The following is a 16,196-nucleotide window of genomic DNA, read 5'->3' as shown; positions in this document are numbered from 1 at the left end:
GAAGCTAAGCAGTCTGGAAATCAATTTTGGAACCTAGAGAATTTTTCATAGAAGACCGGTTGGAACGATTCCGCCTGAAAGCATTTTGCAATTTAGGAGAGAGTGGGCTTAGCCATTTCCTTTTGGAAGAGGTAATGGATATGGGGCAAATTTCATGGAAAGATCTTGCCAAAATTCCGATGAATGACTCACCAAACCAAGGTTCTCTCGAACTACGCCAGGCCATCGCCGATTTGTATCCCGGTGTCAGTGCAGAACAGGTACTAGTCACAACGGGAACGGGTGAGGCCTTGTACTTGACCTTCCATATCGCCGTACCACAGAAAGCAAAAGTGGCCCTCATTTGGCCAGCCTTCCAAGCTCTTTATGAAATTCCCAAAATGCTCGGGGCAGAGACCATCAAGGTTCCGCATGACAGGGCTTTTCTTGCCTCCACTTGGAAGGCGGTAGATGCTGATTTATACATCATCAACCATCCGCACAATCCGACGGGGAAAACCTTTTCTGATTCCGAATGGAATGCCCTTATTGCCCACTTTAAAGAACAAAAGAAAACGGTTCTCTTTGATGAACACTACCGGTTTTTGCCAGGTGTGGGAAGTCTTGGTCGAACGGGAGTCGATCCGAAACATTCTTTTTATGGAACGGGTTCGTTTACGAAGTGTTTTGGTGTAACAGGCCTTAGGGTGGGTTGGCTTGTGGCAGAGGAATCTTTTCTCAAACGGGCTCGCTCTTTTAAAGATTATTTGACCCACACAGTATCGCCCATCTCCGAACGGATTGCGCTCTCGCTTCTTCAGTCCAAAGAGAGTTTCCTTCCCAAAATCCAAGCCAGAGTGCGAAAGAACATTCAAAGTTTTGATTCTCATTGGAAAGATCTTCCTCATACAAAATCCTTCACAGCACCACAAGGAGGACTTGTGGGTTGGTTGGAGTTGGAGAGTGGAATTTCCTCGGAAGTTTATGCGGATCGACTTTTCGAAAAAACAGGGGTTTTTGTTTTGCCAGGAATTAATTTTGAAGAAGAAGGTTACTTACGAATTGGATTTGGAGAGAGGGAGGACCGTATGATAGAAGGCCTTTCTAGGTGGAGAGAATGTACGGATCTCATTTAAAATCAAGTCTCCAGCTGTTTCCAGGAATTGGAGAAAAAAAAGAGAAACAACTGTTTGGCGTTGGTGTGTACAATTGGGAATCACTCATCCAATACCAAAAACAAAAAAATGATCCTCTTCTTCCTTCTGTTTCTATTTTATTAGAACGACTTAACGAATTGGAAGACCAATTGTCCGAAGCGAATTTTAATTTTTTTACTGCTGAACTTCCGAGTTTAGAGTATTGGAGGTTATGGCAAAACTTCCCCGAACGATTTTGTTTTTTAGATATTGAAACCACAGGAATTTCCGAGTCATCAGTTACAACGGTGGTGAGTATTTACCAAAATCACAGAATGATCACCTTTGAACGGGGAAAAGATCTTGAGTTTCTTTTTGATTCCCTCTCACCTGATGACATCCTTGTCACTTACAACGGGAAACGATTTGATGTTCCTTTTTTAGAAAGGGAATTTCGTTACCGAGTGAAAAACCCTCAATTGGATTTAATGAATCTATTACATTCGATTGGAATCAAGGGGGGGCTTAAAAAATCAGAAATCCAACTGGGACTCGTTCGTCCCGATGAGATTGCTGGAATGGATGGAAGACAGGCTCCACTCCTTTGGTTTGAATACCAACGAACCAATAACTTAGAAGCCTTGGAAAAACTCATCGCGTATAACAGAGAGGATACAAAAAACCTGGAAATTGTATTAGAAAAAACAATCGATAGGCTTACAGAGAACCGTTTGTTTTAGTGCGGTCCGTACATATACTCTCGGAGTATACTCATCTCAGCTTGGGTTCTTGTTAATTTTGTTTTCACCGCATCTCCAATAGAGATGAGTCCAATGATTTTGTCTCCATCAAGAACAGGCATGTGCCGAAACCTTTTGGTAATCATGTTGTTGAGAATGTCATCCACATCTTCATCAGGACCGGCTACAGTAAGTTGTGTGGTCATCACATCTTTCAGTTTAATTTTGTCCAAGTTCGTATGGTCTTTGGCAACCACGCGCATCAAATCTCGTTCCGTAAAAATTCCCACAAGTTTCCCTTGAAAGGTAACAATAAGAGATCCGACTTTGGCACCAACCATCATCTGAGTGGCTTCCAAAACATTTTTATCTTCTTCGATGGAAAGAACAGAGGACGCTTTGTCTTTTAAAATATCTTTTACGGACATGATTCCTATCGGTTTATAGGAATTTAGAGAGATAGCAAGAAATTTTTAGGAGGAATGCGAGGAAAGACACGGGTTTTTGGAGCGTATCGGGATCGAACCGATGACCTTCTGAATGCAAATCAGATGCTCTCCCAGCTGAGCTAACGCCCCGTATCTTTATGGGCCTGACAAGATTTGAACTTGTGACCCCTCGCTTATCAAGCGAGTGCTCTAACCAACTGAGCTACAGGCCCGGGATACGAACAGTATTTTTCGAGAGGGGTCTGTGGGCAATCTTTTTTTACCATTATTTTAAGAAAGTATTATGGAAAATTTAGAGTGAAATTTCTAAGATTAGATCATCTAACAAGAGTAATGCCGCAGGTTTCCACTGAAACACTCCCGATTCTATCGAACAAAGGCCTTTTTTTTCCCAACCTTCAATGGTTCTTAAGTATTTATCTTTTGCCCCTGCATCCAAATAGGCATCTATGAAATCCAAATACCGAAAAGGGGAAAACAATCGAAACAATGTAAGGCTAAGTTCTGTAGATGGATCTGCCGGTTCATACTTTGTGTTTGTTTGTTTTTTCTGATACAGACTAGAATTTCTGGGATTGCCATACCTATGCCCTTCGATCATTCCATGTGCCCCAGGTCCAATGCCCAGATAAGGTTCATAGGTCCAATATTTCAAGTTGTGTTTAGATTCAAATCCTGGTTTAGCATAATTGGAAACTTCATACCAAAGGTAACCATGTTTCTTCAGTAACACAGGTAAGTTGGTAAGTATATCCGATTGGATGTTTTCTTCTGGTTCTTTCTTTTTATGATCCGTTACATCCCGAGAATACTGGGTTCCCTTTTCTAAAGTTAAGGAATATAAACTCAAATGGGGGAGACCGGCCTGTAAAAATAGGTTTAAATCTCTATAAAATGAATCTTGCGAGACTTCTGGAATTCCATACATCAAATCAATTCCTACGCGTTTAATGGGGGAATGAGTGAGAACATTGACAAGAGAGTCGTAACGCTCACGATCATAATGGCGACCCAGAAATTCCAACCCCTTTGGTTCGAAGGTTTGGACTCCCACGTTCACCCGGTTGATTCCCAGGGAATGGTATTCCTCCAAAAGTTTTTCACTTAAATCTTCTGGATTGACTTCAATAGAAATTTCCGTATCTTCTGCAAATGCAAACTCGGAACGAAGGAAACCCAGAAGTTCTTTCCAACTTTCGGAAGAGGCCTTGGAAGGAGTACCGCCACCAAAAAAAACTGTATCGATGGTGCGGTTTTTTATCTCTGGAAAATGCTTTGTCCTTTCCAAGATTTCTTTTTGATACGATTGGAATAACGACTTCTCATCGTTAGCTGGTGATGGACCAATTCCTTCAGAATAAAAATCACAATAGTCACATTTTTTGAAACAATAGGGAAAGTGGACATAGACTCCCAAATAAGAATTTCGGACTTGCCAGATGGATTGTTTGTCTAATAGTTCCATGAGTATGAAAGGGTTTGTATCGATTCTGTTTTTTTTAGGAATCTCTACCTCTCCGATCCTTTCACAGACACTTGTAGAACCAAACCAAAACTTTGTTTGGGAAAGTTTTTCTTTTGTATTTCCAGAACCCGTGGTAGTAAAACTAGAATCCACAACAAATAAAAAACTCACTGTTTATCCTGCAAAACGAGATGGCTTTTTTATGATCGTGCGAACTCTTCCTTGGAATGAACCACTGATTGACAAAACACTTTGGAAAGATTCGGTATTTACGAGGGGAATCGAACCTAAAACATTCCCAAAAACTCTAGGAAATCTAAACTTTCAAGTTTTCCAAGCAGACCAAATCCGAAACCAAAATGCCCTTAGAAACCAAGTTTGGATTTGCCTGGATTCAAAACCTGCTCTATGGATCTGGATTCAATGGAAGAGTGATCGTAAAGACCTCAACGAATTCTTTGAATCCAACAGGTTTCTTTCGCTTTAATGGTAGTCTCTTGAGTTTTATGCTTGTCTCCACTTATTTCCCCGAAAGATTGGAAGTCAGTGGGGCCTATAGCTCAGTTGGTTAGAGCAGCAGACTCATAATCTGCGGGTCGAAGGTTCGAGCCCTTCTGGGCCCACAAAACAGGAAAGGAATCGATATTCTATGGAGTTTTATGAAGTAAAAATCTCTGATATCAGCCTGACCAACGTAGGCTTTGCGGTCTTCCTACGTCCCAAGGATTCAGATGACAAACGTGTGGTTCCTATCTTTATTGGACCTCTAGAAACCCATTCGATCACAACCGTAATCGATGGAACCAAACCTCCAAGGCCCATGACACATGATCTCATGTTGTACATGTTAACTTCCCTTGGTGCCACAGTTCTCAAAATCACTATCGAAGAAATTATAGACGTACCTTTTACGCAAAGATCCAACTCCAAAAAGAGGAAGAGATCATCACTCTTGATGCAAGACCTTCTGATTCCATTGCCCTTGCTTTACGCGCCAATGCTCCGATATTTATCGCTAAGTCTGTGTTAGATGAAACTGGGATTATAATGAAAGAGGATGAAATTCAAGGAGAGAGTATTTCTTCTGAGAAAAAAATCCAAGCATTACCAAAGTCTAATCTTCAAATTTTAGAAGAAACTTTGGAAAACGCATTAAAAACCGAAGACTACGAAACCGCTGCCAAAATCAGAGACCAAATCAAAAAGCTGATTGAGAACAGTTAGGGCCAGGCTTGTCCTTAACTATGTCTCATAGAAAATCGAACCATTAGAATTTTTTAATTGTAATCCCACCTTTTCCTACTTAGACTTGGAATCCAAAAATAGGGCCTGTTCCCTTTATAGGAAAGTTGTATGGAAAAATTGGTTATGGATGTTGTGAATGCTGGAATCGCTCTGTTTCGTTCCGGTGAAGAAAAGTTAAAAACCGCAGTTGTTGATTTAGAAAAAGTTTATAATGATCTAAAATCAAAGGGAGAGTTGGACAAATCGGCTGAATCTCAAAAAATTCGCGACCTTCTCAGTAAAACGATAGAAGATGCACAAGGTGCGATTGGAAAAACTAACGCAAGTTATGATGAAGTGCTTGCTAAACTTCAAGCGAATTACCAATCCATTTATCAACAAATTGATACGGCAATTCCTCCACAAGTGAAGGAGAAGTTGAAACAAACGTTAGATGAGTTGAAAGTATTGATTGAAAAAGCAAAATCGAAATAAGTTTCGAGTTCGTAGCTAAAATAAGAAATAGCCACAGAGATTTCTGTGGCTTTTTTTATTTGTGTCTAGAGATTAGTCTAGATGAGTACGTCCCCCAAACGAATCAAATTCATACTATTCCTGATTGTTTTTACGGACATGATGGGTTTTTCCCTTTTATTTCCATTGTTTCCCAAAACTTTAGAATACTTCTTACTAAAGGGTGATGATGTTCTATTCAGAATGTTCTATTCTCAAGCAAATCTTTTGTCCTTTGGCGGAGATACAAAGTATACCTTTGTATTGTTTGGTGGAATCCTCGGTAGTATTTATAGTTTTTTACAATTTATTGCGGCGCCAGTTTGGGGAAGGCTCTCTGACCATTCGGGCAGGCGTGCCATCTTGCTTTTTACCACACTTGGCAATACCTTGGGATACATCCTTTGGTTATTTTCTTCACAGTTCTGGATGTTTGTCCTCAGTCGCGTGATTACAGGAATGATGGGAGGCAACTTGTCTGTGGCATCTGCTGCCATGGCCGACCAAACGGACGAAAAATCCCGCGCGGCAGGGATGGGGTTTCTCGGTGCTGGAATTGGTCTCGGCTTTGTGATGGGTCCACTCCTTGGGGGAATCAGCTCTCAGTGGACCTTCTTAGATTTTCTTTATAAGGAAGGAAGTGCAGTTGTTTTTCCTGCATCGGCACTTTTTGCCATTTTGGTTTCTCTACTCACCGTAGTTCTTGTTTTTGTATTTTTACCGCAGAACAAACCGGATGTGGTTCCTGAAAAAGAAATCCACCCATTTTTATCTTTAAAGAAAATTGAATCCCGCAATTTGGTCAGGATTTCGCTTTTGAACTTACTATTTGTTCTTAGTTTTTCGGGATTTGAATTTGTTGTGAATTTTTTCCTGTCTGATACTTTCCAATTTTCTCCAAAAGAAATTGGATACACTTTTTTGTACATCGGTATCATCATCATACTGGTGCAAGGCGGTGTGGTCCGTAGACTTTCAGGGAAAGTTTCGGAAAAACGAATCTCTCTGTATGGAGCCATCCTTGTTGTCATTGGTATGGGGTTACTTGTAGCCTTTGGGAGAGATTTTACAGGACTTTTTATATCTTTATTCTTTTTGGCTTTTGGAAGTGCGCTCGTGAATCCAGGACTTTCTTCTTTTGCCTCGCTTGAAAGTGGGAAAGGGGATTTGGGTAGGTCTCTAGGTCTCTTCCGAAGTTTTGGTTCCCTCGGAAGAGCTGTTTCGCCAGTCGTATTCTCTTTGTTATATTTTCAAAAAGGACCTAGTTTGGCCTTCTTTGTTTCCTTTGTCCTGCTCGTTGGATTTGGAATATTACTTTCTACGCAGAAAGAGAAAGCAACTTAAAGAAAAGATTCTAATTTTGCACGAAGCATCGGAAACATTACTTTCTCATCCAACTTCTCTCCTGTGAGGGAAGTTCGGAGTAGAAAACTATCTCGGATTTTGCCGTCGAAACTATTGGCAGTAAAACTAATGATATCAATTCCTAAGTGAAAGAGAGACTCGGTAATCTGAAATAGAATTCCCGGTGTGTCTTTCATCCGAAGATCCATGACGGTAAAGTCAGAAGAGATAGGATTGTAAAGTTTGAGACTCGCTTCTGAATCTCCAATTTTACGTACCAAAACTTCTTCTTTTGCATTCTCCCTTAAATACATTGCTACTGTCTTTCCTTCGTAAAACAGTGAGTAGAGGTCGGTTCGAATTTGGCACAAAAGTTCTTCGGTCATTTCTCCCCCGTCCCAACTGCGAATGACAAATAGATCTTGGACATGTCCGTCACTTGCGGTTTCCGCCACAGCTTCTAGAATATCCCAACCGTGATTGTAAAGCACTGAAGTGACCCGGTAGAGGATTCCCAAATCATCTTGTGAAAGGGAAATTTTGAGTAGGGTCGTATCTTTTCTTGGGACACAAGAAACATGTAGGATGGGTTTTTTGATTTCTTGCATAGTTTGCGCCATAAGAACTCTCCCTTAAAATCGGCATTCTGCTTAGAACATAAACAATTGGTGCCCGGAAAACCCCACACCGGTTCTAAAAAAGCCGTTCCCTAACGAATTTGCAAAAATGGTGCCAAGTGTTCGTTAGAAGGTAAATTTTGCTCCAACCATCACGGATTGTACGTTTTGTGCCACGATAGCTTCTAGAGTGAGTTTTGTGATGAGAGCATTGATTTCAATTCCAGCGATAAGGAAGTTTGTTGTGTTAGGTGCTTGCGCTTTTCCGCTTAAATCCATTGTTAGGGTTCCTGTTTTCATTTGGCCAAGGGCAGACGAGGGGATCTGAGCTGCAATTTCCGGGGAGAGAGAGGCCGAAACAGCATTGGAATCTAAGGCTAAATTGATCGGGCCGGATCTGGATAAATTTAGATTGGAACTTCCAAAGTTCATAGAAGTTCCAGCTCCAGCAAAGATCGTAAAGAAGTAAAACATCCGAAAGCCGGTTCGAATGTCTAAGGGAACACTAGTAACAGTGCTTGTATAGTTGAACTTAGTGGAACCACCCCAAGTTCCAATAGCAGGTCCGAGAGTGAGTGTTTGCGTTTTGTTATCATTGTAAGTCAGGTCTATGGCTTGTCTCTGGTAGTGAAGTCCAAGTCCCATGGAGATACCAGAAAATTCAAAAAGTCCAACCCCATCTGAATAGTTTTCTATGATATGGAATCGTAAAGTAAAACCACCAGAGGTAATGTCCCCACCTAATTCTACGTTTTTATTTTGTGCCTCTAAAGCCTTTTGAACGTCGCCTTGCGCAAAGTTAAATTTGAATCCATGAAGATACAAGTTGAACCTGTGAAGAAAGGTTTTTAATTCTGGTTCAGTATCGGAAGGTCCACCACCCATTAACCATCCGAGATTGATCGCTACAATAAAGTTAGGTGCAAGAGAAGCTCCAACGTTTGGTAGTTTTTGAAAACTCAAACTTTGGTATGCCACATTGATATCTTCTTTTTGTTGGCCAGCAAGTGTTAAACCGAGACCTACCTGGAATCTATTTACAATTCCAGGTCCCATAAGGGATGAGTTGATGTTTGATACCACGGCCGCTTCCGACATTGTGGCTAGCACTTTATCTGTGTATTGGAATTGGAGGGCTTGGTCCACGCTATTTAGCTGTGATTGAATGCTGGTGGGAAGAATGCCGCAGGCATCTCCTGTACAAGTCACCTTTGCCTGGGCCGATCCATTCGGGATGAATACCAAACTAAATGCGAGGGAAAGGATTCCTATACGTAATTTCATGTCGCCCCTATTATACCAAATATCGGAGATTGGTCTATGCTTTCTTAACAAATGGAATGGGATCTATTTCCTAGTTTACAAGTTAGAATTTCCTTAGAATATGAGGAGCATGGCACCCATCCAAGAAAAGCGGAAATATGTCCGAGTACAACCACTAGAAAATGAACCCGTTGCGATCCACCTTATGGGTGTGGCCCTTTTGGATGTCTTAAAAGCTAGTGACATAAGTTTGGGAGGGATCGGGATCATTGCCCCCAATCACTTTGATGAATGGGATATGCACGAAACGGTTGAAATTCTTGTCGCCCTTCCTGGTGATCTGGAAGACTTTCTTGCCCGCGGTGTGATCAAACAGATAGGAAAAAAATCCAAAGAAACTGGGGTCTATGGGGTTCAGTTTACAGAAATTGGTCCCAAAGGAAAACAAGATCTGCAAGTTTATGTCAACCGGATGGTGAGACAAGGCCGCGAAGTAAAATAGTTTCCATTGATCCAGAAAAAATAGAATGTCTCTAATTTAGCCTTGTAATAAATATCTCCCAATAATAACTTTTTTACTAAATTGGGTCTTCAGTATATCCTAATTTACGAATTTCATTATTAATTTCTTTAATCATGAAATTCCATAGGAGTTTTTATGGCAATGGTTCGACTTTCTGGTGTCTCCAGATTAGATCAGTTAAAAATTTACACTCCTATCTTCATCCATTCTTTAGAACATTCCCATAAACGGGAACTGATGTTAACTGACCAGGCGGCCAAACTCCTAACAACACTACGCAAACTTTGTGTTCCTGATATGAACCAAAGTTACTTTGCCTTTCGATTGAATGTAGATACAATCAAAGAAAATGAATTGAAGGTTTATGGCAAAGGGATGGTGACGGTTATCCAAAATTTACTGGATAATGATTTGGCAATGCCGGTGTTTTATTTGGTTCGATCGGAAGCAGAGGAAAATAATATCCCCTCATCAGAGACTCATTCAGAAATAGGTCCCATTCGAATTGAGTTGGCAATTGTTTCCTATGCCGGCGAACGAGTCGAAGAAAAGTATGCCTTTGCATTCAATTCTATTGCTGCAAGGTCGTTTCTGAATCTTCAGAATTATCTGGTAGATAATTGTCGTTTTGAAGTAAAAGATTTTTTTGAACTAGATCAAACTTTGCTAAATACACAACCAATCTCAATAATTCGGTCAATCATCGAAGGTTTTGAAACGCCGTTTCAAATTAAATACGAAAGTAGAGTTGAACTCATCGAATATTTAGAGCAAGGGTTTACAGATTCGGAAATTTATTTTCAAATTCCTGCTGTTGGTTGGATTTATTTTGATACGACTGATTCTGTGAAAAGAACCGAGGAGATGGAACCATTTTTCTTCCAAGTTATCGTTCCATTGCTTGTTGAATTGGACAATCAAATTGCTGAAAATTTTGTTATATTACAGAATCAATTAAAAGAACATAAATTTGATGAGTTAAGACCCAAAATATATCTACCACAAATTGAATTTACGGAGTCGGTGAATTCTATCCTATCTGTTGAAGAACATCCTATTGTTGAATTTGTAAAAATTTTCCAATTAGTTTGCAGTATGGCGGAAAAAGTTTCCGAGGAAAAAGCGCAGAAAGAAGCCAAACAACATTTTGAGATTTTATATTCCATGCTTAAGTCTGGCGATAACTTTATCTCCCGGTTCCTTTTGATAGACCAAACAATGTATAGTGGACATGACCGTGTTTTGTTGGAATTAAAAAATGCAGAAGATATTATTTATTGTGAATATTATTATAACTCGAGTTTTTATTGGATTTTTCTTTCTAAAGACGTCGAGTCTGCTTGTATGGTGATGGATAAAATTATAGAAAACTATTATGTCGGAGATCATACATTATTTATGTTTGAAACTTTGATGGAGAAATATCCGAATATTAAAAAAAGTTTTTTATCAAACAAGAAATTCAAGTCGTTGTACACCAAAACAAAAAATATTGTCTATTGGAAACAAGTTCCGTTTATTTATCGTTTGTTTCGGGTTTTTATTGGAGAAGAATTTCCGGCAGATTGGGAAAAGGAAATTCTTTCGAAGGTGAAATACAACCAGATGAAAGTAAAGTATTTACCCAGAAAGAACAAATCCTGATTTTTTTGTAACTCCCTAAATCTGAATAATGGGTTGTCAAAAAAATAGAGCCAAGGAAACTGATAGGTAACCGTTAGGGGTGCTCGGTTCCCAAACTTTCAAGTTTTTGAGAGTGGGGACTTGGCTGAGAATTACCCTTTTTGAACCTGATCCTGGTAATGCTTGCGAAGGGAAACGAGAAAAGTCCAAAGATTTTTTAGGATAGTTTCTATCCTTTGAAGTTTTGAATTTGTATCCTTAGTTTTTCTGACCGCTTCCTAGTTTCTGTTCCGGCCAAGGAAAATTCACTATGGAAACCAATTCCCAAGCTCCCATCTCCATTCCAGAAACTACCATTACACTTTCTGACAACACCAAGTTCCAATCCTACCGAACCGAAGGTATGTTTTGCATTCATGAAGAAGAATACGATTATAAAAAAGGAATTCCTAAACTTAGAGAGTCTTGGATCCAAACCAGAGAATCGAGGGGAGATACAAATTTTTCACAGCTCTATTATGCCAAAAGGGACATCCTCACTGAAGAGATGATGTATGTCGCCAAAAGGGAAGGAATGGCACCTGAGTTTGTTTTGAATGAAGTAAAAATTGGTCGCGCGATCATTCCGTCAAACAAACGTCATACGGAACTGGAGCCCATGATCATTGGGAAAAAGTTTTTGGTGAAAATCAACGCCAATATCGGTAACTCTGCTATCCTATCCTCCATTGATGATGAAGTAGAAAAACTCAGGTGGTCACTGCACTGGGGAGCCGACACAGTGATGGATTTGTCTACGGGAAAAAATATTCATGAAACAAGAGAATGGATCATTAGAAATTCTCCTGTTCCGATTGGAACCGTTCCCCTCTACCAAACCTTAGAAAAGGTAAAAGGAAAAGTAGAAGACTTAAATATTTCTGTATTTTTAGAAACCTTGGAAGAACAAGCAGAGCAAGGTGTGGATTATTTTACCATCCATGCGGGGGTTCTTCGTGACTACATCCATCTCACAAACAAACGAATCACAGGGATTGTATCTCGCGGAGGGTCCATCCTTGCGAAATGGTGTAACCATCATAAAAAAGAAAATTTTCTTTATGAACATTTTGATGCGATCTCAAAAGTTATGCAAAAATACGGGGTTTCGTATTCGCTTGGAGACGGGTTACGACCCGGTTGTATCAATGACGCCAATGACGAAGCTCAGTTTGCTGAGTTAAAGACTTTGGGGGAACTTACCAAACGTGCCTGGGCCGATGATGTCCAAGTGATGGTGGAAGGACCAGGACATGTTCCCATGCACCTCATCCAAGAGAATGTTCGGTTGCAAGAAGAGATTTGTATGGAAGCCCCATTCTATACTCTCGGGCCCCTGGTAACCGACATTGCTCCAGGATACGACCATATCACTTCTGCGATTGGGGCAGCTATGATTGCCTGGTATGGAACGGCTATGCTTTGTTATGTGACTCCGAAAGAACATTTGGGACTTCCGAACAAACAGGATGTAAAAGACGGGGTGATTGCCTATAAAATTGCAGCTCATGCGGCCGATCTTGCCAAAGGTCATCCCGGTGCCAAAGAAAGGGATGATTTACTGAGCAAAGCTCGGTTTGAATTTCGTTGGGAAGACCAATTTGCCTTATCTCTTGATCCGGAACTGGCTCGTTCCTATCATGATGAATCATTGCCCCAAGATGGAATGAAAAAAGCGCATTTCTGCTCTATGTGTGGCCCTCATTTTTGTTCGATGCGACTGACGACAGACTTACGAAAAGAAACAGCGGAAGCAGAAGTAGGGGCAGTGGATGGTTCCGAAGTTTAGTCAAAATTGTCTAATTTTGTAAATCAGCTAACTCAAGTTATTTCGTAGATTTTGCCTTCGATTCCAATAGAAAAACCCGGCCAAGTGCGCCGGGTTTTCTTTTTTAAAAACTAGAGGTTTAAAAAATTAGATAGGTTTAGAAATTATAGTCCTAAACTTCTACCAATGATTTCTTTCATAATCTCTGTGGTTCCTGCATAAATGGTTTGGATCCTTGCATCGAGGTAAGCTCTTGCGATTGGATACTCCATCATGTAACCGTAACCACCAAAGAATTGTAAACACTCATCTGTATGGCGTTTTTGCATCTCTGTTGTATACCATTTACACATAGAAGCTTCTGCGGTTGTGTTTTCACCTTTCATGTGTTCCATAACAACCTTATCACAGAATACTTGAGCCATTTCTAGTTCCGTTGCCATCTCCGCCATTTTGAATTTGGTGTTTTGGAAGGAACCGATCTTTTGGCCAAATGCCTTACGTTCTTTGATGTATTGAAGAGTGATTTTTTGAACGAGTCTTGTTGCTTCCACAGCTGCTACAGAAAGTACCAAACGTTCCTGTGCTAGTTTTTGCATGAGGTAACGAAAACCTTGTCCTTGTTTGCCGATAAGGTTTGTCTTTGGAACAATCACATCGTTGAAATACAATTCTGAAGTATCTTGTGCTTTGAGACCAATTTTATCTAAGTTACGGCCTCTTTCAAATCCCTTCATTCCTTCTTCAATCATCACAAGGGAAATGGTTCCGTTATCGTGTTTGACGGCAGTGATGATTAGGTCAGCGAGTTGTCCGTTCGAGATAAATGTTTTCTGTCCATTTACTACGAAGTGATCACCCATGTCGACGGCACTTGTGCGTAGCGACTTTAGATCCGAACCAGCACCTGGTTCTGTCATCGCTACGGCAAGGATGGATTCACCGGACGCACATTTAGGCAACCAACGTTTCTTTTGTTCGTCGTTTGCATAAGTGGAGATGTAGGGTGCAATCACGTCATTGTGGAGGGAGATAAAGAATCCACTATTTCCTACGCGGGAAGATTCTTCAATGATGATGATATTGTAAAGAAAGTCAGCACCAGAACCACCATATTCGGCGGGAACATCTGGGCAGAGGAGACCGTTCTCTCCGGCCTTTCTCCAAACTTCTTTGGGTACGATATGGTTTTTTTCCCATTCTTCGTGGTGTGGTTTAACTTCTGTTTCAAAAAATTTCCGAGCCATCTCGCGGAATTGATGGTGTTCTTCAGTAAAGGGGAGGATACGCTCCATGTGATTTGTGACTCCTTGATATGGAAATGTTACAGAAATGGCGAAATGAGGTCAATTATAAACAGTGTTCAGCTTCATGTAGACACCGGGATTTTTCTTAATGTACTGAATGGCATCTTCTTCGGAGAGAACATACAATTCTGTACCCGGCCAAGCGATGAAACTGAAATTAGAAGGAAGGTTTTTGGTAAGGGAATAGATCTCCCCGACAAAGTCTCCGGCACCCAGTTCTCGGATGGTTTTGTGGTTTTGCATGACGACAACGGTTCCTGAACGCACAATAAAGGCATTGTGAAAGGTTTGGCCTTCTTCAATGAGAGAGGCTTCCTTTTTTACGGTTTCGAGTTTGAGGATGAGTTCTAGTTGGGTGACTTGGTAACTCGTGAGACCCCGGAAGGTTTGGGACTCAGTGAGTGTTTTCCAGGTATTGGTCTCTCGGATGCTATTGAGTTTGATTAGGTTTTCGTGGAGTTTGGATCCGCGAATGAACTGAAAAAACCGAGTTTTTTCTATGGTGAGAGCAAGAACATCGGTTTCTGCATACACATCTGCCTGGCGGGCTGTATCCAAAATCAGTGATGCCTCGCCAAAGTATTCATAAGTTCCGTATCTTTTGACCGCAGAATGGTCCCCCGAAAGTCCTTCAAAACGAACATTCCCTGAGGCGATGATAAAAAAGCGATCCCCATGAGTTCCTTTTTTGATGATTTGTTCCCCACGGCGGAATTTTTCTTCCTTCACTACTTGCAAAAATTCCTTAGCCTTCTCGATCGGGAATCCTGAGAAAATATCAATTTGCGAAAGGATTTCTAAAAGTTGGAATGCCTCTTGGTGTTTCGGAGGAGTGATCTCTGGATACAAAGTATTTTCGATTCCAAATTTAGCGAGAGTTAGGTGGTTCCCTTCCGGCATATCTTTGGCTGCAATATGATAAACGGTAATTCTTTTTTGTACTTCTTCCGGTAGGGAAGCAAGATAACTGATCTTCGTGTGAAGAGGGGGGACTCCCGCTTCATGATAGATGATTTTACGATCCCAAGGGAAGTCTTTTAAGAACTGGTATCTGGTTTCTGGAAACACACCTTTTTTGTACATCTCTTCGAAGGCTTCCGGATCATTTAAGTGGTCGGAGGTATAATAGAAGGATTGGTCTTGGAAGAAGAATTCAAATCCCACAGAAGGAATGGAGTGGGGGGCGTAGTGAAAATAAAATTCACCCCCATTGATGATGGTCGGCCTTCCAATCACAACTGGGATAAAGTCAAAAAGGTCTGTAATTTCGCGACGCGGAATCTTTGTTAGGCTGCAATATTTTTTAAGAAAGGATTCCATCACTGTTGCTGTAGCATAAATCGTGATTTTGGACTCTTCTAAAATCTTTTGGAAGGTTCCCGCATCATGGTCAGCGTGGCAGTGAGTGAGAATGATAGAGTTGATGAACTTGGGATTTACATTGGATTCCCGTAACCACTCGGTAGAGTTGACCGGGGGATCCACCATAATCCCTTGTCCGTTTAGCCAAATGATAAAACCAGAAGTGTTGTCTGTAGGGTCAAATCCATGCGAAGGGCCAAGGCATGTGATCCCGATGATAGGAGGTTGGAAGGGTTCTTCTAACCTTTTTCCAATATCATACTTCACATGGAAGTCGACCTCTCCCGGAGTTTTGATTTTTTTATCACCGTCCACAATGAGAAATTCATTGGAAGGAAGTTGTTCGATCGTGATCTTTCCAAATTTTGCTTTGTGGTTTTCATCAAAGAGAACAAACTCCACTACTTCTTCCATAGTTTTGTAACTACGGAAATGTGCCATTTCGGCTTTGATGTCGGGGAAACCAAAACTTTCCGTTCCGTCAATAAACTCAGAAGCTAAGTTGAGTTCCTGGGGACCCATAAGAGATTCCCCGAGAACAATTGTTAGTTGCTCTTTTTGTTCCGGTGAACAGACAATAAATGTTTTTTTACCACCACGAAAGAAGAAGTTAAAGTAAATGGGGAATTCTAACTCCGCAATGGAGATCCCTTTTTCGACGTGGAAGAATTTATTGGGAAGGACAAACACCAGCGGGGTTTTCTTTTCCAACCCCATGGTGTCTTTAATTGTTTCGGGAGGGGATCCAATTTGGATGTACCCTTCCGAGGTATCGACTAAATATCCCCCTCTAGGGAGTGCGGTAAAACCATTCGGTTCTGAACTGACCATTAGGGGATAATTT

At 40.9% G+C, this 16,196-nt stretch carries 14 protein-coding genes, 3 tRNA genes and 1 pseudogene; 10 read left to right on the top strand and 8 right to left on the bottom strand.

All coding sequences use genetic code 11. The features are described 5' to 3' along the window. The first annotated feature begins 26 nt into the window (after positions 1–26). Together LEP1GSC195_RS04370 and LEP1GSC195_RS04365 are read left to right on the top strand one after the other, a co-directional pair. Complete coding sequence (locus LEP1GSC195_RS04370; protein WP_015680318.1) at positions 27–1,115, top strand: pyridoxal phosphate-dependent aminotransferase; 1,089 nt, start codon at positions 27–29, stop codon at positions 1,113–1,115. After that, positions 1,097–1,855: a ribonuclease H-like domain-containing protein gene (locus LEP1GSC195_RS04365; RefSeq protein WP_015680419.1), complete on the top strand. Its 759-nt coding sequence runs from the start codon at positions 1,097–1,099 to the stop codon at positions 1,853–1,855. The genes LEP1GSC195_RS04370 and LEP1GSC195_RS04365 overlap by 19 nt, the downstream gene beginning before the upstream one ends. Here the strand turns inward: LEP1GSC195_RS04365 and LEP1GSC195_RS04360 are convergent. The 4 genes from LEP1GSC195_RS04360 to hemW form a co-directional block, all read right to left on the bottom strand. Then, positions 1,852–2,283, bottom strand: coding sequence for a CBS domain-containing protein (locus LEP1GSC195_RS04360; protein ID WP_015680392.1), 432 nt, complete (start codon positions 2,281–2,283; stop codon positions 1,852–1,854). The genes LEP1GSC195_RS04365 and LEP1GSC195_RS04360 overlap by 4 nt on opposite strands. A gap of 77 nt (positions 2,284–2,360) precedes the next feature. Then, positions 2,361–2,433: transfer RNA gene (locus LEP1GSC195_RS04355), tRNA-Ala, on the bottom strand. Between the two features lie 9 nt (positions 2,434–2,442). Then, positions 2,443–2,516: transfer RNA gene (locus tag LEP1GSC195_RS04350), tRNA-Ile, on the bottom strand. 80 nt (positions 2,517–2,596) lie between these two features. Next, complete coding sequence (gene hemW, locus LEP1GSC195_RS04345) at positions 2,597–3,769, bottom strand: radical SAM family heme chaperone HemW (RefSeq protein WP_015680343.1); 1,173 nt, start codon at positions 3,767–3,769, stop codon at positions 2,597–2,599. Between the two features lie 4 nt (positions 3,770–3,773). Between hemW and LEP1GSC195_RS04340 the strand changes: the two genes are divergently transcribed. The 5 genes and pseudogenes from LEP1GSC195_RS04340 to LEP1GSC195_RS04320 all read left to right on the top strand — a co-directional run bounded on the left by LEP1GSC195_RS04340 (position 3,774) and on the right by LEP1GSC195_RS04320 (position 6,850). Then, a complete protein-coding gene (locus LEP1GSC195_RS04340) occupies positions 3,774–4,256 on the top strand; it encodes a hypothetical protein (RefSeq protein ID WP_015680284.1) in 483 nt (160 codons plus the stop codon). A 62-nt stretch (positions 4,257–4,318) separates the two neighbouring features. Then, positions 4,319–4,392, top strand: a tRNA-Ile gene (locus LEP1GSC195_RS04335). A 26-nt stretch (positions 4,393–4,418) separates the two neighbouring features. Next, positions 4,419–4,993: pseudogene (locus LEP1GSC195_RS04330) on the top strand (bifunctional nuclease domain-containing protein). Positions 4,994–5,122: 129 nt separating this feature from the next. Continuing rightward, positions 5,123–5,488 carry a phasin-related domain-containing protein gene (locus tag LEP1GSC195_RS04325; RefSeq protein WP_015680377.1) on the top strand — a complete coding sequence of 122 codons (366 nt, stop codon included), beginning with the start codon at positions 5,123–5,125 and terminating at the stop codon, positions 5,486–5,488. Positions 5,489–5,569: 81 nt separating this feature from the next. Further along, positions 5,570–6,850 carry an MFS transporter gene (locus LEP1GSC195_RS04320; protein ID WP_015680226.1) on the top strand — a complete coding sequence of 427 codons (1,281 nt, stop codon included), beginning with the start codon at positions 5,570–5,572 and terminating at the stop codon, positions 6,848–6,850. Here LEP1GSC195_RS04320 and LEP1GSC195_RS04315 read toward each other — a convergent pair. Together LEP1GSC195_RS04315 and LEP1GSC195_RS04310 are read right to left on the bottom strand one after the other, a co-directional pair. After that, complete coding sequence (locus LEP1GSC195_RS04315; protein ID WP_002976321.1) at positions 6,847–7,470, bottom strand: hypothetical protein; 624 nt, start codon at positions 7,468–7,470, stop codon at positions 6,847–6,849. The two genes, LEP1GSC195_RS04320 and LEP1GSC195_RS04315, sit on opposite strands and share 4 nt — an antisense overlap. Positions 7,471–7,593: 123 nt before the next feature. Beyond that, entirely contained in the window at positions 7,594–8,751 is a 1,158-nt protein-coding gene (locus LEP1GSC195_RS04310) for an Lsa36 family surface (lipo)protein (protein WP_015680467.1), read from the bottom strand. 109 nt (positions 8,752–8,860) lie between these two features. Between LEP1GSC195_RS04310 and LEP1GSC195_RS04305 the strand changes: the two genes are divergently transcribed. From LEP1GSC195_RS04305 to thiC, 3 genes are all read left to right on the top strand, one after another. Next, complete coding sequence (locus tag LEP1GSC195_RS04305) at positions 8,861–9,232, top strand: PilZ domain-containing protein (protein WP_015680310.1); 372 nt, start codon at positions 8,861–8,863, stop codon at positions 9,230–9,232. A gap of 156 nt (positions 9,233–9,388) precedes the next feature. Continuing rightward, positions 9,389–10,897: a hypothetical protein gene (locus tag LEP1GSC195_RS04300; protein WP_015680359.1), complete on the top strand. Its 1,509-nt coding sequence runs from the start codon at positions 9,389–9,391 to the stop codon at positions 10,895–10,897. Positions 10,898–11,186: 289 nt separating this feature from the next. Further along, complete coding sequence (thiC, locus tag LEP1GSC195_RS04295) at positions 11,187–12,704, top strand: phosphomethylpyrimidine synthase ThiC (RefSeq protein WP_015680449.1); 1,518 nt, start codon at positions 11,187–11,189, stop codon at positions 12,702–12,704. A 143-nt stretch (positions 12,705–12,847) separates the two neighbouring features. Here the strand turns inward: thiC and LEP1GSC195_RS04290 are convergent, their stop codons facing one another. Together LEP1GSC195_RS04290 and LEP1GSC195_RS04285 are read right to left on the bottom strand one after the other, a co-directional pair. After that, complete coding sequence (locus LEP1GSC195_RS04290; RefSeq protein ID WP_002976432.1) at positions 12,848–13,978, bottom strand: acyl-CoA dehydrogenase family protein; 1,131 nt, start codon at positions 13,976–13,978, stop codon at positions 12,848–12,850. Positions 13,979–14,029: 51 nt separating this feature from the next. Next, positions 14,030–16,183, bottom strand: a complete 2,154-nt coding sequence (locus tag LEP1GSC195_RS04285; protein ID WP_015680361.1) for a cAMP/cGMP-dependent 3',5'-cyclic-AMP/GMP phosphodiesterase — start codon at positions 16,181–16,183, stop codon at positions 14,030–14,032. Positions 16,184–16,196 lie beyond the last annotated feature (13 nt).

Source organism: Leptospira wolbachii serovar Codice str. CDC, from assembly GCF_000332515.2.
Lineage (GTDB): Bacteria > Spirochaetota > Leptospiria > Leptospirales > Leptospiraceae > Leptospira_A > Leptospira_A wolbachii.
The sequence above is the reverse complement of the archived record's forward strand: the minus strand, read 5'-3'. Positions and strand labels throughout refer to the sequence as shown.